The following is a 20,849-nucleotide window of genomic DNA, read 5'->3' on the forward strand; positions in this document are numbered from 1 at the left end:
AACCGGTTCCGTTTTCGTGACAATTTTTACGTTATTATCCACTGTTGCAGCAACTGTATCAGCACTCACTTTAGTCGTTGCCCCATACCATACCTATTATCGCAGATACAGTGGCAGCTGCTACCCACACCTTACCGGACTTATATAACTTTTTTCGTGTAATATTTTCTTTCATCGTTTTCTCTCCTGTTTATGTTTGTCTAAACCTAAATTTAAAATCATTGTGATATTGTGCTTTTTATATTTTAACATCAATAACCCCACATTACTGACATATTATTCCCATTTTCAACATTATTATTGTGTTCATCACCTTTTTGCTATATTTATAACAAATTTTCAGCATATGAAATAACTTAACTTACTATAACAAACTAATTTTGCACAATAAAAACGTAAAAAACAATTTAAAAAGTTCCATATTTCAATTTTTCACTATTAATATATACATATCAGTCTGTGCCTTCTAATCCTATATAAAATATGTCCTATAGTTTCACTATAGTAAATGTGAGTTAGTAGGGATTTTATGCCATCTAAAATAATCGGAATATATTTTAATACCATAGTAACCATATATACAATACGCACATTATTGAATAATATATTCTCAATTGTATATAAAAGCATTAAAATCGGTAGCGCCCGGCTAATAATTGCATCTAAACAAAAGTTCGAAACCATAAACAACAAAATCATCATATAAATAAATATTTATATGATGATTTTTGAAAAATACAATGAATGTCTTATGCACAAAGCACTATTAATTTAATAGCCATAGTTAAAAAAATTATAATACACATGACAGCTAAAAATGTATCACCTAAGTAATAAGTTGTCATTTGCATAAGCGCTGTCATGTCATTTCCAGATAAATTAAAACGTGATGATGATGTCAATACAAGTAAAATTAAGCTAATGTACGTCACTAGAATAAAACCAATAGCAATAATAACAGGTCTTGGTTATGATTTTAGCACTAATTCTGCTGTTAAAAAAACAGTCTCTCAATTGTACTAACAATACTAATGATAAATGTTAGAGAAGCTAATCAAGTATATTATCATATTCTAAAAAAGCTAACGAAAAAACATTTATTTGATATACTACTATTAGTATATGCTCTAGTATCATGGGATGAATAATTCCAATTAAAAATAGGATTCAACTACTTAACTATGTATCTTGTCACCTTTTTAACGAGATCATAATCAAAACTCATCTAGTAAGTTGCTACCGCACTAAACAAAAAGAAGATTATAATTGTTGTCCAAAATATACTAAAACTCTTAAATTTCTGCCCAAAAAACACATCACATATCAAGAAGGCAATAACATTTTTTAAAATCTAGTTTCTTTATTCTTATTTTCCTTTCATAAATGACATACAAATTAGATAATATTGATTGGATTAAAAAATTGTTATTTGTATTAAATTAATACAAATAACGAGCAAAATTAAGCAGTTTCACCGTTTAGTTCTCAACATTCTGTGGCACATTAATCATCTCTTAACTATGGAAAATTTTTTGATAACACACCAGTTTCCATAGCCATATACACTAGATAATTTTTCACTAAACGGTATTCACTAATCTAGTCAGTAAATTCTACCTTTTTAATCAAAACATTAAACCACTTTATTATTTCCACATAATCCTCTTACAAAATTAATTTTTCACTTCAAGTACAACGCAAGCAAAGCAATTGCAGCTGGTAAACCTTGAATTAAAATAATTTTACGAGCAGCTGTTAAACTACCGTAAATCGCCGCAATCAAAATAAATAGCATCTCTAATTGCAACATCAAAATTTGTTGTGGTCCAGTCAATAGAAACATTGTGGCAAAAATCAAAGCACCAAACAATCCATTGTAGACACCTTGGTTTCCCAATAATGACTTCACTTCTGGTATTTTCACAAAAGATTCTTCCAATTCAAAAGCTTCCGCTTGTTGTTTTGATGAACCAAACATTTCAATAACCATAATAACAATTGCTTCTATTGCGACCAATCCTGTAATAATATATGCAAACATTTATTCTCCCTCTAATTCAGTTACTTTAACCTTAACAACAATTTTACCACGCGCATGATGTGTTTCGCTACGTTCATGTGCTGCTCGTATTCCGTCTGTTGTCAGTGGGTATACTGAATCCACCACAATTTCTAAAGTGCCATCAGTAATCGCATCAGCTAAGATAGCTAAATCCTGACCGTTTGTCTCAAGCCAACCTTCTGAAACTGTCTTATTAGCGGTTTGCTTTTGGGCCTCAGTGAGTGTTGCTGAAATTGTCACAAAATGACCGCCGGGTTTCAAAATAGCAATACCATTATCAATATCACCAACCATATCAAATACGGCATCATAATCTGATAATACTTCTGCTATAGTTTCTTGATGATAATCAATCACGCGATCAGCACCTAAGTTAGTGGCAAAATCACGATTGCTGTGACTAGCCGTCGTGGCAACATACGCGCCTAGTTTTTTAGCGAGTTGAATGGCATAAATACCCACACCGCCTGCCCCAGCTTGGATAAGTACTTTTTGACCAGCCTTAACTTGTAATTGACGTAACATTTGTAACGCTGTTAAACCAGCCAATGGTACAGCTGCAGCTGCTTCAAAACTAATATTGTCCGGTTTGCGCGCTAACTTATCTGCTTTAACCGCAGTGTATTCGGCATACGTGCCATTTTTGCCTATCGGGTCAATATCAGGTCGTGCAAAAACGGCATCCCCAACATGAAAATCATGGACATCATCCCCAACTGCAATAATTTTACCGGCAATATCCCAACCTAGAACAACTGGAAATTGCCATTGAAACATGCCTTGTAACAGCCCTTGGCGAGCTTTATAGTCGATTGGATTAATACTAGTTGCCATGTTTTCAACTAAGACTTCATCTGACTTAATTGCTGGAACTGCTATATCAATGACTTCTAATTGGCTACTATCACCATATTGACGAATTATTGCTGCTTTCATATGCGTTCTTCCTCACGTTTAAGATAAATAATTTGCAATCATCGGCAACACAACTCCTGTGTGTGTTGGGAAAGCAAAAATTTGAGATTTGATATCGTCACTCGTATATTGTTTGTTAATCACTGGTACCAACGCGTTGATGACTTCAGGTGCAAAATCACCCATTAGCGCTGCCCCAACCAATTGTTTGTCTTGATTTATGACAATTTTTATCGCTGCGTGCACATCATTTAGTGTCTGAAAACGCATCATTTGTCCATAAGGAATTTCGATGACTGTTAAATCTGATCGTTTGCCCGCCTCAGCAGTTGTCACGCCGACTTGTGCCACACGTGGTAGCGTGAAGGCAACTGTTGGGACAACTGGATAAGCAATTGGCGTCTGATCCCCCAATAAGACACGAGCAATATAATGTGATTCAAAGGTTGCTGTCGGTGTTAAACGTGCAATTGACTTTGAAATCACATCCCCACTCGCATAAATATTAGCTATGGTCGTTTGTAGATGATGATCTACTAAGACGCCTTGACGATCAGAATCAACATCAATCTCATCCAAACCAAGATCTGCTATGTTCGCCACACGACCGGTCGTATCCATCACATAATCAACTTGGTAGGTGTCACCTTGTGCTGTTGCCACGAGATATTGTCCGTTTTCAAGTTGTGATACCTCGGATACCGCATGATTAAAGGCAAACGTGATACCTTTCTCAGCCATGTCGGCCACGACGGTCTGCGCATAATCAGCATCAAAACCATTTAGTGCGCGATCACCATATTCAATCAATGTCACATCGCTACCAGCAGCATGCGCAATTGACGCGAATTCCATGGCAATGTAACCCGCACCAATGAACACCATTGATTTTGGCATGTCTGGTAAGTCTAAGAAATCAGTACTGTCATGTGTTAATTCGGCACCAGTAATTGGTAGCTTAGCCGGACGTTGTCCGGTTGCAATAACAAATTGCTCAGCTGTATAAGTTTCACCAGTAACTTTCAGAGCATTGGCATCGATAAATTTAGCATGCCCTGTAATAATATCGATACCATCCACTGACAACATGTGTGCCAATCCGTCTGATAGTGGATCAATGACTTCATGCTTGTATGCCATCAATTCTGGCCAAATAATATCTGGTGTCTCGTTAATCCCAATACCATGATAATGATGCAAATGATGAATCATTTCAGCTGGCCCATCAAGCAAAATTTTGGCATTGCAACCAAAATTTGTGCATGTTCCAGCAACTTTATTTTCTTCAACGAGTGCTACTTTTTTACCAGCACGTGCCAATGTCTGCGCACCATGCCATGCAGCGTGTCCACTACCAATAAAAATTACATCATACATCATCTATTTTTCTTCCTTTTCTGCTAGCATACTTTCTAAAACGTGATTGAGCGCTTGGTTTTCTCGGAGCACGTCAGCTAACGGCCGACTACTACGTTGCAGTAACACATCGCGTATGTCATCAATTTCCCCAAGAATTTTTTGAAATAATTGTTGTTTATCATCGGCCATTGCCAAGACTTTGACGCGTTTATCCGTTACGCTTTGAACTTTTAAAATCCAACCTTTTTGGACAAGTTTATCAATAACCGGCGTGAGTGTGTTACTTGATAACTCTAATACCATACCAATATCCATCATTTTTAACGCGTCACGCTGGTGAATAATCAGTAAGCTCATATATTGTAAATACGACAAATCATATTGATCCAAAACGCGATCATATAATCGGTGGAAGTAACGATTTGTGTTATAAACTGATAAACATAGCTCATCATATAGCAGTTCGTCTTGTACCATATTAACTCCTGACATTTTCTATATCAAAAGTATATCGCATACGACACACTTTGTAAACTATTAACCTCTTTGAGATGAAAAATGATCACATCATTCTAAATGCTAATCTAACACTCTAAAAATTTGCTATCAAATAAAAAAACGACCATAAAGTCGTTAATTAACAGTGATGTGTACTTGTCGCCAATCAATTTTATCAAAACCATCAACATTAATGTGTCCTAAAAGTTTAGCAATTGTGTAATTTTGTAGTCTATTTTTAAAATCTTGCTCTGCCTCATTAAACACTGTCAACACATCGTTTGTAGCAACTTCTAAAGCTTGTTGAACGTCTTCTATACGTTTGTTTGATTGTTGACTTAAAAAAATTCGGTCAGCGAGTTGTGTTGAATGAATAAAACTGCCTATGCCCTCAATCGCCTGATAAACATCCAACAATGTAATTTTAGAAATTGGCCGTGCCAATCTGAATCCACCTTCTTTGCTAGCAATTGCCTGGACAATACCCGCCACAACCAGCTTTCGCATCGTCTTTTTAAAATATGATTCAGAAACTTCTAGTCGATCGCTCAATAAATAACTTTTAACCGGTAAGTCATCTTTTTGCAAAGCCAGCATCACTAAGACGACTAAGCTTTGTTCCACTGCATGTGACATTTTCATAATTTTCTCCAAACATTACAATATAGTTATTTTAGGCCGACCAAATCATTTGATTATGTCGTAGTTTCCAATTGTAGACACCCCAAGTTAGCACCATTGATACAAGACCAATGACTAATAAAATAGTTAAGTCGTTGGCAACACTGCCACCAATAGAAATTGTTTCACGAAACGCATGAACTGAATATGTCATTGGTACCAATGGATGTATTGTTCTAAAGAATTCATTTGATAATTCTATCGGATACGATCCAGCACTAGCACTTAATTGAAGTACCATCAGAACTAACATAATACCTGATCCGAGTTTGCCAAATAATACATTGAAAAACAATACTAATTGATTAAACGAGAATGCTGCTACCAAAGCTACGACAAAGATCATTACAGGTCGCGCTGCATTTAGGCCGTCTATTAACACTAACAATGTTGTCATCACAAGCGCTTGACCTATCCACACTGGGAAGTTAACAGTTTGTTTATCTGCCCACCACGCGATACCATTACGTGGCTTCTTGGCTACGGTCATAAAGTCGTAGATTGTGCTTAGTGTAATCATACCAACGAACAAACCAACAGACATCATGTAGGGTGCCATACCTGTACCATTATTTTGTACCGTTGATAAATTCGTTTGTGCGCTTTTAACAGGGTTTGTTAATGCGTTGACATTATTTTTATTACCATGTATTGCTTCAAGTTTAACAGCACCATCAGCCATTTTCGATGCCAAAGTCTGGGCGCCATTTTGCGCTTGACCTAATGCTGACATGGCTTGTGATGTACCCGTTGTTAACTGTTGGGCACCGCTATTCAACTGGCTAGCGCCGTTATTTAATGCACCACTTTTATTGCTCAATTGACCCAATCCGTTATTTAATTGGCTTGCCCCAGTCGCTAGTTGTGAATTGCCACTAGCTAATTGACTGGCACCATTATTAAGTTGTGACGATGCAGCTGTTACTTGTTTTTGACCAGCATTTAAAGCGGCTGCACCATCAGCTAGTTGATTGGCAGCTGGTACGAATTGTTGTGATAATAAGTTACTAACTATCGTTAAACTACTGTTTAACTGCCCAATAGCTACACGATTCCCAACCCTTGCCGCTGAACTACCCTGCTCCAACTTCTGCACAGCTTGCTTTAACTCTGTCAAATTTCCTTGAAGACTTTGCAAACTATTTAATTGCTCTTTTAGAATGTTTAATTGTGTTTCCAATGTACCTGCTGCAGTGGCACTATTATTCAGATTTGCTTGCAAATTTTCAAATTCAGCTTTGACATCAGGATGATCTGCTAAAAATGCTTTGAAGTCACTGTTATTAACCATCTTACCTATGTCAACGCCAGATCCAGTTAATCCACTTCTCAAATCAACAGCAGCACTAGTCATTCCCGAATTTGAATCAGGAACATTAATATCCGGTATTTTATTTAACAATACTTCTATTTGGCTTAGCCCATCAGTCACTGATGTCAAACCATCATCTAGGGCTTTTAACTGTGCGACAGTTTTTTCATTATTCTGCCCATCTATAATACCTTGACTAACTTCTTGCAACTTTTTTGATAATTCTTGTGCTCCAGAAGCTAGTTGTTGACTCCCGGCTTCTAATTGTGGTGCATTTTTTGCCAACTGAGATGTTCCAGAAGCCAATTGGTTAGCCCCAGTAGTAGCAGAATTAGCCCCAGTAGTGAGTTGATTGGATCCATTGTTAGCTTGCGATACACCATTCGTATACTGATTCAAACCATCTACCAATGTTGATGAACCAGATGATAATGACGATGCACCGTCATTTAATTTTTTTGTGCCATCGGCAAGTTGACCTAAGCCATTATTTAATTTATTTGCACCATTAGCACCTGCTTGCAAGCCTTTTTGTGACGATTTTGTAGCTGACAAAATTGTTTCGTTATAAACTTTTTGTAACGATTTTGTGACACTCGTTTGAATTTTAGCTGCTGCTGAACTCGTCATTTTTTCAGCAATGAAACTTTGTCCTGCATTATGTGCAATGGTTATTTTAGAAGCATTTGGTTTGCCACTTAGTAAAGTACCGGCATTACTTGTAAAGTCACTTGGAATAGTGATCGTCATATAATATTTACCTTGCTTTAAACCATCTTGAGCTTTTTTATATGATACTTCACTTATTTTTAAAGGTTGATCTTTTATTAATTTATCTGATAAATCAGATCCCAAATGCTGAGTCTTGCCGTTAATCTTAGCTGCTTTATCCTGATTAACCACAGCTACAGGTAAATTACTAACATTCCCGTAAGCATCCCACAGAGATGACAAAAATATCACCGCATAAATACTTGGAATTAAGGTAATCCCTATCAATAGTAATTTTAAACCACGTAATTTACCAATGCGCTGCCATTCTGCGCTTTTCCAAAACTTCATGTGCCAAACCTTCTTTTTCGTGTACTTTAAATGTCTATGGATATATTATATACACGGTTAAGAAATTTTGCAAACAAAAAAACATCAACCTGTTATTATTTGATGTTTTCTCTTATTAATTAAAGTTGATCTCTCAACAATTGTTTGATTTCTTCTAAACTAGGCTGGCGTGGATTGCCTGGTGTGCACTGATCATTGTAGACAAGGTCTGTCAACTGATCAATATTATTTTCTAAATCCGCTTTCTTAACGCCATTACCAGTCAAAGTTTGGTCAACTTCAACCGACTTAGCTAACGTTTTTACAGCAGCAATCAAAGCATCAACCATCTCAGCATCTGTATTACCCTTTAATCCAAGATAACGGGCAATATCTGCATAATCTTTTTGCGCTGTGTAAGTTTCATAGCGTGGATAAGGCGTACGCTTAACGTTACCAGTCACCGCATTAAATTTGATGACATGAGGCATTGCAATTGCAATTGCCAAGCCATGAGGCAAACCGAATTCACCACCAGTTTTGTGGGCTAGCGAATGGTTAATTCCTAAGAACGCATTGGCAAACGACATACCAGCTAAGGTTGAGGCATAGTGCATCTTTGTGCGCGCGTTTTGACCTTCTTTTGTCGGATTTTTTGGATCGTATTGATATGATGTTGTCAAATTGTCAAAAATCAACCTGATAGCTTGTAAAGCCCAAGGGCGTGTAAATTCTGATGCCATAACTGACACATAAGATTCAAATGCATGTGACAAAGCATCCAAACCTGAGAATGCTACTGTGCGCTTTGGCACGGTCATAACAAACTCTGGATCGACAATCGCTACCTCGGGTGTCAATTCATAATCAGCCAATGGATACTTAACATGTGTTTGATCATCAGTTATTACCGCGAATGGCGTCACTTCTGAACCAGTACCAGATGTTGTTGGAATAGCAACCATTTGCGTCAAACGCGCATGATAGAACTTAACGATACGCTTACGAATATCCATGAACTTTTGTTGTAATTCCATGAATAACTCTTTGATACCGTCTTCGTCTTCTAAAATACCGTCGTGACGTGTTGAATATTCGTATAAGAAACGCGCAATTTTTCCAGCATCAAGCGCTGAACCACCACCAAGTAGAATAACAGTGTCTGGCTTAAATGCAGCCATTTGACGGGCAATATCAACAGCTTGTGATAAAGTTGGATCAGGTTTAACTGAACCATAAATGTTTGTTTCTACCTGTTCTTGACGTAATTCAAGTTGGCTCAATACTTTACCAACAAATCCGAACTGCACCATACCAGGATCAGCAACAATGAATGCCCGCTTAATTGATGGCAATTCTTGCAGGTAAGTGATTGCATTTGCTTCATAGTAGACTTCTTTAGGTAAACGAATCCACTGTGGTCGGTTACGTCTGCGAGCCACTGTTTTAATGTTAAGCAAGTCATATGTTGATAAGTTGTGAGACAATGAATTCTTCCCCCATGATCCGGTACCAAGCGTCAATGATGGCCGCATAGCATCTGTATAGATATCGCCAACACCACCGATTGAATCCGGTTGGTTAACCAAGATACGTGATGCACCAATTGCATCCGCATATTCTTTAATAAATGGATCATCTTGTGAACCAATTTGAATAGCAGCATTGTGTCCGGCACCTTGATAGTTCAGCAATGATTGTACTGTTTTAATAGCCTCTTCACGCTTTTCAACCTTATAAATTGAAAGTAACGGTGACAACTTTTCTGAAGACAAAGCTTCACCAATGTTTTTTTGATCCAATTCAAACAGTAAGACATCTTTGCCTTCAGGAATTTTCACGCCAGCTTGTTCAGCAATCCAACGGCCTGACATACCAGCAACTGGGCCAGCAATTCCAAAGCCTTCGGCATTTGGCTTAAACACATAATCAGCAATTTTTTTGTAGTCTTTTTTAGGTACTAAATAAGCACCTTGAGCCTGCATCTTTTGAAGTACTTCATCATAAATTGGGGCTTGAATGACTGCTGAATTTTCAGTAGCACAGATCATACCATTATCAAAACGTTTTGACAACAACAAGTCAGATACCGCACGGTCAGTATCAACTGTTGCATCAAGATAAATAGCACCGTTTCCAGCACCAACACCCATTGAAGGATTTCCCGACTTCAAGGCTGCATTAACCATTGCAGGACCACCAGTAGCTAGAATAGATGCAATGCCCTGATTTTGAATTAACGCACTAGTACCATAAAGTGATGGCTTTTCAATCCATTGAATAAAGTTTTCAGGTGCACCAGCCTTAACAGCTGCATCATAAACAATTTTTGCAGCAAGTGCCGATGATTTTTGTGCTTGTGGATGAAATGCAAAGATAATTGTGTTTCGTGTCTTCGCTGTTAGCATTGACTTGAAAATCGTTGTCGATGTTGGATTAGTTGTGGGCACGATACCAGCCAAGACGCCTAACGGTGCAGCCAATTCAACTTTCCCTTGAATCTTATCTTCGCTAATTACACCAACTGTCTTATCAAATTTGATTGCGTTATAAACAGATTCTGATGCAAAACGATTTTTTGTATCTTTATCTTCAACAACACCTCGACCAGTTTCATCGTACGCTGCATGGGCTAATACTAAAGAATTTTCTGAACCTGCTAATGCCATCGCTGCTACGATCTTATCAACTTGTTCCTGTGTATAGGTTGAAAACGTTGCTAATGCTATTTTTGATTTTTCAACTAATGCTGCTGTCATTGCTTCAGCTTGTATTTGTAGTTCTGCTTTTTCTTCAGGTGTCAAAACCTTTTTTACAGGCTTTTTTACAATTGTGTCTGCCATAATGATGTGCTCCTTTTATTGTTTGCTCATTACTTAACAATATAAGTATATAACACCCTTTTATAAAAAGCAAGTATTTTTATAAAAGTTTTTAAAACGCTGTTACTATTAGTTTTGTAAGCGCTTTCTATTAATTAATTTGTTTGTGTAATTATTTACAATGAATCAATAAAAATGTATAATACGCCTAAATTTATAATACACCATTACAAAAAAAGATAAGTTATAAATAACTTACCTTTCAGATATGACTGTATTTCATCTCATAAATGATACTAAAATTCCTGCAATAACCAAAACGAGTGCACCACCAATTCGATTGCCCATCTGTGCAAAAGCAATCAAATGCATACGATTTGATGCGGCCAAAACTGCAACGTTTCCGGTTCCCCCCATGCTATTGTTAGCCAATCCTGCTGTGATAACTGATTCAACTGGATAAAGTCCGAAAATTTTTCCTAAGAAAGCACTTGCTAATGATATGATGATGATACTAGTTACACACAAAACAACAAACTGCCATGATAGTGCGCTCAATAGTAATTTAATATTCAACAATGATAATCCGACACCGGCAAGTAAAGCATGTGTCATATTTTTTACGACCAATTGGCCGAACATAATCACTGATTCTTCATAATAAGTGGGTAACAGTCCAAGTGCCTTAATTAATACAATTGTTAAAATAATAAAGGCATAGGCATTAATATTTGGGAAAATGGCACTCAACATTGTGCCAAATACAAAGAATGATACCGAAACAACAAGACCAACACCCATCTGAATATAGTCTGGTTTCAATTCCTTTGCAACTTTTTCACTGCTATTTTTACTATGTAGCAACTCTCCGTGCCCATTGTATTTACTTGTCATAAATATTTTAGAAACTAAACCAGCACTAATAATAGCCAATAGGTTACCAAAAATAACTGCTGGAAATAGCTGAGATAATATTGCTGCAGCTGGACGTCCAAACGCATGCGCATATATGCCTGATAAAGGTACGATACCAGCACCAACACCACCTGCCATAATTGGTAAACTGATATACAACACTGCATGATCAAAACCCTCACCAATTAACATTCCCATTAAGCCAACACCAAAGAATGTGATTGCCATTGAAATAAATGCAACGGGTAAGAACCTTATAGCCGCACTTAACAACATTTTACGATTCATCTTAAAAATTGATGAGCCAATTAATGATACAATATACAATCCTAGGAAATCCATACCGTTAATAAATCCTGAAGCAGTATGAACAACTGATTGTGGCATAATACCTGTTGTGGCCAAAATAGCTGTCGCAAAAATAGTAAACACGGATCCGCCGCCCAAATACGACTTAAAAATAGGTAAATGTGCGCCTAAGTAGTAAAAAATATGTCCCATCAAAACCAAAACTAAAATAGCGCCGATCATTGTATTCGGTAAAGTGTGTGTCTGTATCGCTACTACCAGTAAAATTGCCATTAAAATATAAGCAACCATGCCAATACCACTTATTTGAATTGCATCCAATTTGGCAAGTCGGCTGCGCCAGCTATGCGTCGTAGTTTTGCTGTCATTATTATCTAACATCGTTTAAATTCTCCATCATCCATTAGTTATAAACTTCACAAGAGGTTGTAAAAATTGACATAATCATCACTTTATAGCAATCACATTCTTAATTATATTTTTATTTATCTAGTCTTTTAGAAAATTAACAATAGCATTATTAAAGGATTTATAGTCTTCTACCTGCGGCATATGCCCGACATTATTAAGCGTTACCAATTTAGAAAACTTATTGTTTGTATATTCACAATAATTAGAATAATCATTCTCCCATATTGATGTACATGCGCCTTTAACAAATAATTGTGGTACTTTAATATCTCTAATTACCTGACGCCAATCCTGTAATAAATGATCAATCAGCAATTCATGACCTAAATCAAAATCAAAAGGATTTGATTTTTTAATACCATTCAGTATTACTCGTAACTCAGTAGATATTGGCTGTTTATTCATTTTTAAGAAAGGTATTTGCTCAGAAATCATCCAAAAATTGTCCCATTTTAAATTAACTAAACCACCCGACCATTTCTCATCGTTCAACAATTTAGGTGATTCATCTATTGTTATGATGCAATCAATGCTTTGATAACCAAAGAGTACTGTATACGCCCATATCACACTGCCACCCATGGAATGTCCTATCAATCTGACGCTTATCAACTTCAAATTTATAATTAATTCATGTAAATCTGCAGCCAACCGCATAATCTTTAAATTTTTTGCCGTATGTGTTGAGGCGCCATGACAACGCCAATCTAAGGTAATCACCCGAAAACCACGTTCGAGTAAACAGGCTGATTGGTAATACCATTCTTCTTTCACACCAGCATAACCAGTTAACAAAATAACCGCTTGGCCATTACCTTGATCTGTATAGGACAGCTTAACTTTGTCACTTGTTATAAAACTCGTCATATACCACCAACCAATCTTGCAAGGAAAACCGTTGAAATTAAATTATCCGCGGTGCCACCTATGCTTAAATGACGTTGCATAAACTCAGCATCTAATTTTTCTAAATAGGTTATCCCTGCAGGTGTTTGACTGCCACCTAATGCAAAATACATCGCTGACCATTGCTTGAGTTCTGTTAAAATATCAGGACTACCTGCACGCTTAATTAAGTTAGTATCAACAATAGAATTCGCAATTTTCATCAGTGTATCAAGTAAACGCTGACTCGTTGTCCCTACGGATTTTAATAAAAACGGCAACGCCATATCCATCACTATAGGAAAACCTGATGCAGCCTCACCACGAATTCCGGGTAACCGGTATTGTTGATATTGTTGTTCACCAGCAGTTAATTTTTGTTTCTTTTCATATAGATTTTTAAAATCACGCTGTACCAAGCCAACTGTCATTTTGGTTATAATTTTTTGCAAATCATCTATAGTTACACCACCATTTCGCGTACCATAAGCAATCGCTGAAATTAAAATGCCTAACGAAAATATTGCCCCTTTATGCGTATTAACGCCATGTGTTGCATCACACATTTCTGCTTCAGCTCGTATGCCCAATTGTCTTAATGTTTCAAACATTATTGTCAAATCATCCCCTGAAAAATCATGTGATATGGCATAAGCTTCGTTAAAATATTGTTGTAATGACAGACTACTATCAATAAATGTGAAAACTGTCATATCATTATGTGCGCCATTACTCACAGGATCTACCAACCCTGGTTTAGGATTTAATGATACTTCATAAAGTAGTGCTGTCATTGCGGCACGCATAACTTGATCTTGTGATTGTTTTGGAATCGTTATCTGTTTTTTCATATATATCGTACAAATTTTATTAATTGCGTCATAACCAGATTCAAGCGTATGCACGCCTCGTTTAATACATATTTTCGCGTCTTTATCACAAATTAAACAAGTACGGGCCTGATACCCTAAACTGCGTCGTGACAATTGCTGCTCATTTTTTTCAGACATAATATCTATGTCAAACAAGCGACCAATAGTACTTTTTTCTTCAAATGAAATTGTCGCCAATTTAACTGCTTTCAAGTCTCCTAAAACGGCCAAAAAGCCTTCAGGACCAGTTGCCTTTTCAATAAAAAATCGTTCATACACAATTTTAAATTGCTTTAAACATTGCTTGATATCGCGCAAACCAAAATTATAACTATCCTTAAGTAGGGGACTACTTTTAATTGGTCCGGGTATATTTAACTTAATGCTGACAATAATTGCTGTTGGATACTGTACTTTTAATCTTTCTTGGTAATGACTACGCCATTCCCTATTATCTAATACAGCCATCAAGTCAATTGATCGACCATTTTCAAAGACGTTCATTCAGTTGCCTCTTTTCATTCTTAAATCTATGTACACGAACCTTAAGGTTCGTTGTTTAAATTCATTCTTTCACTTGTTTAATCACGTCAATTAATGTGCCATCTCGATATTCAGCAACTGCAACAACACGATCTGTAAACTGTAATGGTTTTGGTGTGCCAACAATTTTTTCCGCTTTTTCTTGCAATGCTTCAATTGTGTAAAGGGGTAACCCAGGAACATTCTTTAATTGAGCCATTAAATCTTGTCGTTTTGGATTAATAGCGATGCCAACTTCTGTCACAATCACATCAATTGAGTCACCTGGTGTGATAACTGTGGTAACTTCAGGCACAATTGTTGCAATGCGTCCTCGAACAAGTGGCGCTGAAATGATGGTTAATTTAGCCGTTGCCGCATCTTGATGACCGCCAATGGCACCACGAATGATGCCATCTGATCCGGACATGACGTTAACGTTAAACTTCGTGTCAATTTCTAGAGCAGATAAAATGGCTACATCTAATTTGTCAACCATAGCGCCTTTATTAGCTGGATCAGCATACCAAGAAGCATCAATTTCTTGTTGGTATGGGTTATCCTTCATTGATTCAGCCGCACCTTTGTCAAAATCTTGAACATCCATCACTTTGGCAACTAGTCCTTCATTTAACAAATCAACAGTTGGTTTAGTAATACCACCCAATGCAAAAGCCGCTTTAATATTTTTGTCAATCATTGTTGTACGTAAAAATCTTGTAACAGCCAGCGCCGCACCACCTGAACCCGTTTGAAATGAAAAATCATTTTTAAAGTAATCGGAATTAACAATGACATCGTTAACCATTTTGGCAATTTTAAGTTCCTTAGGATCCTTAGTAAATCGTGTTGCACCTGAACCAATTTTATCTGGATTTCCCACTTCATTTATTTGCACAATGTAATCAACCTGGGTTTGCTTAATAGAGGCTGGTGTATTAGGATACGGCTTAATATTATCTGTAATCAGAACCAACGTATTCGCATATTGGGCATCAATTAGCGCATATCCTAATGAACCAAAGGCTGCCACACCATCCATGCCATTGGCGTTTCCCATATCATCAGTGTTTGGTACGCCAAGAAAGGCAACGTCAATTTTGATATCACCACTCTCTATAGCACGAGCACGATTCCCATGAGATCTGAATATAACAGGATTTTTCAAAATACCATGTGACACAGCATCACCCAAACTACCACGCATACCTGAGGAAGTGATACCAGTTACGACACCTTTTTTAATGGCTTCAACAACAATATCATTCATCACATTTGTCAAAGATGATGGCGCTAAGGTAAGATTTTTATAACCGTGATCGATAATGCTGCGCATGATTATGTTAAAGACATAATCTCCTTCACGAAAATGATGATGAAACGAAATTGTCATACCATCTCTAACAGTTTGTGTGACAACCTCATCTACTGAATCTAAAATTTTATTCTGACCTGTTGTTGTCCTGACTTTAGGTGCAACGCGTTGAATTGTTGGTTGACCATAGTCAACGCCTTTAAATATTTGACTGGTTTACCTGTTTTAAAATATCGTCAGGTATGTCACGTTCTACTTTATTTTTCAATGTAGTTTCCCTCCTCATCGACTAAATTATTAGCTTTAGCTAAACGCATGACACGTTCAGCACGTAATACGACTGGTCTGTCAACCATCTGTCCATTCATAGAAATAACACCTGAACCTTTTTGTTTGGCGTTCTCAATAGCAGCAATGACATTTTGAGCAGTTACAATTTCTTTTTTCAATGGTTGATATACCTGATTAACCATGTCAATTTGTCGTGGATTAATTAATGATTTACCATCAAAACCAAGTTGGTGAATCAACTTGGTTTCACGTTTAAATCCTGCCTCATCGTTCAAATCAGTAAATACAGTATCAAAGGCAGCAATTCCAGCAGCTCTAGCTGCATGTAAAATGACATTTCGTGCGTACAATAACTCTTGTCCATCGGGATAACGATGTGTTTTCATATCTGTTGTGTAATCTTCAGCTGACAACGCAATACCAATCATTCGTTCGGAAGATCGTGCAATTTCATTGGCGTTGACAACACCACGTGCAGACTCAATCGCAGCCATTAAATGTGTTGTCCCAATCTCACGTCCAAATTCTATTTCAGCTTCAGCTACTAGGCCTTCAAGATCTCGTATCATATCTGCCGTTTCAACTTTAGGCAAACGAATCACATCAATTCCTGCCTTAACCATCGCCTTAATATCATTACGATAGAAAGGTGTATCCAACCCATTAATGCGCACAACTAGTTCGGAGCGACCATAATCAACTGTTTGCAACGCTTCATATACTAAATATCGCGCAGCATCTTTTTCTGAAAGCGATACAGCATCTTCAAGGTCAAACATAATAGAATCAGCCCCAAAAATACCCGCGTCTTTAACCATTGCTGGATTATTTCCTGGCACAAACATCATGGTACGACGTAACTTTTCTTCCATAGCCATTACAGCACCTCCCACTTAGGTTCATCTACAATATCGAGAGCCCGCTGTACTACTGCAACAGTTCGCGCTTTAATAACCATATCCAAGGCGCCTTTATCTACCACTTTTACAATGACATTTTGAACGTCATACTCTGACAGGACCTGATTAATTGTTTTCTTAATTGCCTCATCAAATTGTTTAACAACATCTGATACGAGATCAAATACAATGCCATCCGTTCCCTGAGTTAACATAATTTGAACATCAGACGACTCCAATGTTCCCGCTATTGCGGTTTTCTTAATTTCCATTAATCTTTTGTCCCTTTCTAATGCGCATTTGCAGTTCAGCTAAATGTTGGCTAATAAAATTTTTTGTGGTCTCAGGCACTATCTCAGACCACGTTTCAAAATCATCATCCGCAATCGCCTGCCGTACTTTACGAGCTGATATTATTTCTGTTTGATTGTATTGTGCTATTCTAGGTACGATTATTACTTTTATCTCTGGTTTTAATTCACGTACCAATGTTTGATTATATAAATAGGTTGTATAAGAAAGCGGTTCACTACCGACATATCTCGTTTGAATTGCCAATGCTGAAGCAATAATATTCTTAAAAATACGCGCATCTATCGTCGTTTGGTAATTAATAATTTGCTGTGTATTGGTTATAAAATACGACGGAAAAGTTAAATAACTAATGATATAGTCACCACCTGCAACAACAACAACATTTTTTAAATCTTTGACCCCTTGCTTAACTAATTCAAAACGTTCATCTGTGCGAAATAAAGAAACATCTTGATTAACAACAAATACATATACTAAATTATTTTCACTTGCTGCTTTTTCAATTAAGTATCGGTGCCCTACCGTAAATGGATTCGCATTAACAACAACACTCCCTATTTTTTGAACACCTTGTGGTGCTTTTGGAATAGTATTTAAAAAATCTTGGACATCTGGTGACCCCTTCTCAAGAAGAGCACCTTCATTTGAATTAGCTAGCAACTTAAAGCCAATATGTTCAAAACTTTGCACATATAATGGTTTTGTATATACAAATTGATGAAATCGTCCTAACAAAGCCATACGATTTTCTAAAACTGTCATCAATTGATTAAACCTTGCGCCCTTAGTTATTTCTCCAATGGCGCAAGTCCCGACATATTTTATAATGTTTCCTGCAATGGATCCCGTTGCAACTAGTTGATCGTCATCATAGATACCTATTGTTTGCTCAATTACATCTAACTCTTGATCATCAAATTGGTTAATGCCAAGTTTAATCAAAAATGCTTGCCACTTCTTTTTTTGAGTAGCATTTGACATGTGAATGTCTTGCACTGTGTTTGTCATGAACTTAATTACCACTTAATTGTTTTGCATAATCTAAAATTGATTGTTCCACTGCGTGCACAATGCCTTTACCAAAAACACCAGGAACAACGTGTGTGGCATCGGGATTTTTAATCATATCAGCCAGTGCATGTGCCACACGTATCTGTAATGGCATATCAACATGCTTCAGACCACTTGATAATAACCCTTTAAATAATCCAGGAAATACCAAGACATTATTCACTTGGTTAGGCCATTGCGACGATCCCGTTGCCACAACCGCTGCGCCGGCATTTATCGCTTCTTCTGGTGATATTTCCGGCACGGGATTAGCTAATGCAAAGATAATCGGCTTCTTGGCCATGCGTCTCACTTGACTATCAGTTAGCACATTCGCATCTGATAAACCAACAAAAACATCTTGATCTACAATAACTTCATCGAGAGTTGCCCCAACGCTTTGATTCACTTGAGTCGTCAATTCACGTTGATAACTATTGTATTTTTGATTATCCGATCGCACAACACCATCAATATCAACTAATGTGATGTTTTTTAGACCAACTGCCAATAAAATTTTAGTTGTTGCGACACCTGCCGCACCAATACCATTGACTACTACTTTTAATTGTTGTAAATTTTTTCCAACAACTTTTGCGGCATTAATAAGGCCTGCAAGAACAACAATTGCCGTGCCTGTCTGATCATCATGGTAGACAGGAATATCAAGTTCCTCACTCAAGCGTCGTTCAATTTCAAATACGCGTGGCGCGCCAATATCTTCTAAATGAATACCAGCAAATGAGGGAGCCATTGCTTTTATTGCATTGACAAATTCATCAACACTTACTTGATTCAATGCCATCGGCAAAGCATTCACATTAGCAAAGTTTTTATAAATGAGCGCCTTCCCTTCAACAATCGGTAGACCAGCCGCAGGACCAATATTACCTAATCCTAATACAGCTGAACCATCGGTGATCACTGGAATTAATTTGCCACTCATGGTATAAATGTTTTTTTTCGATTCATCGTTAGCAATTAATTTTGCTAACCCTGCAACGCCTGGCGTGTATGCCTCACTCAGTGCTGATGGTGTTGTAATGTCAAATTGCGACTCTATATCCAAAACCCCAGTATGTGCCTCATGAATTGACAGCACTTCTTTCATATCTACCAAAATGTCCCTCTTTTCTAATTTAGGTCAAGTTTGCATGTACTCATGTACAGTTATTAACAAGTCTCATTCTAGTAATTGCTTGAAACCAAGTCAATACTTTTTGTCTTAAATTTTAAAATAAAAGCCATAAAATATTTACTTTTTAAAATATTTAAAATAAATTCATTTTTTTAAATTCTTATTTTTAAAATTCGTTCAATTAATTAAACGATTGTTTAATTAGTGAAATACTAGTAAAATATATTTATGTGGAGGATCTCATGGCTGATCGTGCATTACTTTCTCAAATTTCTCAAGATTATTACCTCAACAAATTACCGTTCGGGGATATCTCAAAAAAATATAATATTAGTCGTTATTTAATCAATAAATATCTCAACGAAGCTGTTAAAAATGGGATTGTTAAGATTGAAATTACCGAAAACTCTCATCGTAATTCACAGCTAGAACATATATTACAAGATAAGTTTTCTAATGTTAATTTTTACGTGGTGCAAGATGACATTAACAACATCACCACATCAACTCATTTATCCAATTTTGCTGCTGAATTCGTTGGTGAATTATTACAGACTAATAATAAAGTTGTTGGTCTCACCTGGGGCGAAACAATATATAGTATGATAGACAGCTTAAAAAGTACACCGCTGGAACGTGTTAAATTTACACAATTTTTAGGTGAGAATATGAAATATAATTCTACCGCTGGATCAATGCGGATGGTAGAACGTGCTGCAAAAAAAGTTTCTGGTGAATTTCTAACTTTACCGGCTCCACTTTACATTCTTAATGACATTGTGCGTGGCGGCTTATACTCTGAACCTTCTCTACAAAATACCTTAGCGCTGGCAAGTCATATGGATTTTCTTATTACAGGCGTAGGAACAATTCGATCACTAGACTCAATTCCAATTTGGCACAATAATTTAAATGGTATTTTCCCTTCAGTAAACGTTAAAAGCGTGGTAGGCATGATCTTTGGTCGACCATATGATATTAATGGCCGCTTTTTAAATCAAGGTGATGATAAAATTGTCGGATTACCAGTTGCACAAATATTACAAGTTCCAAAACGAATTTGTTTAGTTCGTGGTAAATCAAAATATCAAGCAGTCATTGGTGCACTCCGTGGTCAATTAATTACTGACATCATTCTCAGTGAAGCAATGGCTTACAGAATTTTGAATGAACATACATTAAAATAACGTCAAAAAAACGCCCAATAAGTTAGATAAACCTAACTTATTGGGCGTTT

The 20,849-nt window shown here is 36.8% G+C and carries 16 protein-coding genes and 1 pseudogene; 1 reads left to right on the forward strand and 16 read right to left on the reverse strand.

Annotated features, from left to right (window positions below):
* Positions 1 to 70 precede the first annotated feature (70 nt).
* The 16 genes and pseudogenes from EUI_RS10980 to EUI_RS0102540 all read right to left on the reverse strand — a co-directional run bounded on the left by EUI_RS10980 (position 71) and on the right by EUI_RS0102540 (position 19,594).
* Complete coding sequence (locus EUI_RS10980; protein ID WP_010015822.1) at positions 71 to 175, reverse strand: KxYKxGKxW signal peptide domain-containing protein; 105 nt, start codon at positions 173 to 175, stop codon at positions 71 to 73.
* 1,506 nt (positions 176 to 1,681) lie between these two features.
* Positions 1,682 to 2,041 carry a DUF1304 domain-containing protein gene (locus EUI_RS0102470; protein ID WP_010015825.1) on the reverse strand — a complete coding sequence of 120 codons (360 nt, stop codon included), beginning with the start codon at positions 2,039 to 2,041 and terminating at the stop codon, positions 1,682 to 1,684.
* The gene (locus EUI_RS0102475; RefSeq protein WP_010015827.1) at positions 2,042 to 2,998 is read right to left on the reverse strand and encodes an NADP-dependent oxidoreductase; all 957 of its coding nucleotides are present in this window, start codon (positions 2,996 to 2,998) and stop codon (positions 2,042 to 2,044) included.
* A gap of 18 nt (positions 2,999 to 3,016) precedes the next feature.
* A complete protein-coding gene (locus EUI_RS0102480) occupies positions 3,017 to 4,357 on the reverse strand; it encodes a dihydrolipoyl dehydrogenase family protein (RefSeq protein WP_010015828.1) in 1,341 nt (446 codons plus the stop codon).
* Positions 4,358 to 4,813 carry a MarR family transcriptional regulator gene (locus tag EUI_RS0102485; RefSeq protein WP_010015829.1) on the reverse strand — a complete coding sequence of 152 codons (456 nt, stop codon included), beginning with the start codon at positions 4,811 to 4,813 and terminating at the stop codon, positions 4,358 to 4,360. It abuts the gene before it with no gap.
* A 156-nt stretch (positions 4,814 to 4,969) separates the two neighbouring features.
* On the reverse strand, positions 4,970 to 5,476 hold the full coding sequence (locus tag EUI_RS0102490; protein WP_010015830.1) for an RrF2 family transcriptional regulator: 507 nt from the start codon (positions 5,474 to 5,476) through the stop codon (positions 4,970 to 4,972).
* A 31-nt stretch (positions 5,477 to 5,507) separates the two neighbouring features.
* A complete protein-coding gene (locus EUI_RS0102495) occupies positions 5,508 to 7,889 on the reverse strand; it encodes a YhgE/Pip domain-containing protein (protein ID WP_010015831.1) in 2,382 nt (793 codons plus the stop codon).
* 119 nt (positions 7,890 to 8,008) lie between these two features.
* Complete coding sequence (adhE, locus tag EUI_RS0102500) at positions 8,009 to 10,711, reverse strand: bifunctional acetaldehyde-CoA/alcohol dehydrogenase (RefSeq protein ID WP_010015832.1); 2,703 nt, start codon at positions 10,709 to 10,711, stop codon at positions 8,009 to 8,011.
* Between the two features lie 258 nt (positions 10,712 to 10,969).
* Entirely contained in the window at positions 10,970 to 12,295 is a 1,326-nt protein-coding gene (locus tag EUI_RS0102505) for a 2-hydroxycarboxylate transporter family protein (protein ID WP_010015834.1), read from the reverse strand.
* Between the two features lie 108 nt (positions 12,296 to 12,403).
* Positions 12,404 to 13,192, reverse strand: a complete 789-nt coding sequence (locus EUI_RS0102510; protein WP_010015836.1) for an alpha/beta fold hydrolase — start codon at positions 13,190 to 13,192, stop codon at positions 12,404 to 12,406.
* A complete protein-coding gene (gene citG, locus EUI_RS0102515) occupies positions 13,189 to 14,586 on the reverse strand; it encodes a triphosphoribosyl-dephospho-CoA synthase CitG (RefSeq protein WP_010015837.1) in 1,398 nt (465 codons plus the stop codon). The genes EUI_RS0102510 and citG overlap by 4 nt, the downstream gene beginning before the upstream one ends.
* Positions 14,587 to 14,647: 61 nt before the next feature.
* Positions 14,648 to 16,187 (reverse strand): annotated as a pseudogene (gene citF, locus EUI_RS10015) (citrate lyase subunit alpha).
* A complete protein-coding gene (citE, locus tag EUI_RS0102525) occupies positions 16,177 to 17,088 on the reverse strand; it encodes a citrate (pro-3S)-lyase subunit beta (RefSeq protein ID WP_010015839.1) in 912 nt (303 codons plus the stop codon). Before citE ends, citF begins: the two are co-directional and overlap by 11 nt.
* Entirely contained in the window at positions 17,088 to 17,381 is a 294-nt protein-coding gene (gene citD / locus EUI_RS0102530; RefSeq protein WP_010015840.1) for a citrate lyase acyl carrier protein, read from the reverse strand. Before citD ends, citE begins: the two co-directional genes overlap by 1 nt.
* The gene (citC, locus tag EUI_RS0102535) at positions 17,371 to 18,432 is read right to left on the reverse strand and encodes a [citrate (pro-3S)-lyase] ligase (RefSeq protein ID WP_010015841.1); all 1,062 of its coding nucleotides are present in this window, start codon (positions 18,430 to 18,432) and stop codon (positions 17,371 to 17,373) included. Before citC ends, citD begins: the two co-directional genes overlap by 11 nt.
* Before the next feature lie 4 nt (positions 18,433 to 18,436).
* Positions 18,437 to 19,594 (reverse strand): NAD(P)-dependent malic enzyme, encoded by a 1,158-nt coding sequence (locus EUI_RS0102540; protein ID WP_029508500.1) that lies wholly within the window; start codon positions 19,592 to 19,594, stop codon positions 18,437 to 18,439.
* Positions 19,595 to 19,854: 260 nt separating this feature from the next.
* Here EUI_RS0102540 and EUI_RS0102545 point away from each other — a divergent pair, with 260 nt between their 5' ends.
* Entirely contained in the window at positions 19,855 to 20,799 is a 945-nt protein-coding gene (locus EUI_RS0102545) for a sugar-binding transcriptional regulator (protein WP_010015843.1), read from the forward strand.
* Positions 20,800 to 20,849: the final 50 nt, after the last annotated feature.

Origin of the sequence: Leuconostoc gelidum subsp. gelidum KCTC 3527 (genome assembly GCF_000166715.1) — a bacterium.
Taxonomy (GTDB): domain Bacteria; phylum Bacillota; class Bacilli; order Lactobacillales; family Lactobacillaceae; genus Leuconostoc; species Leuconostoc gelidum.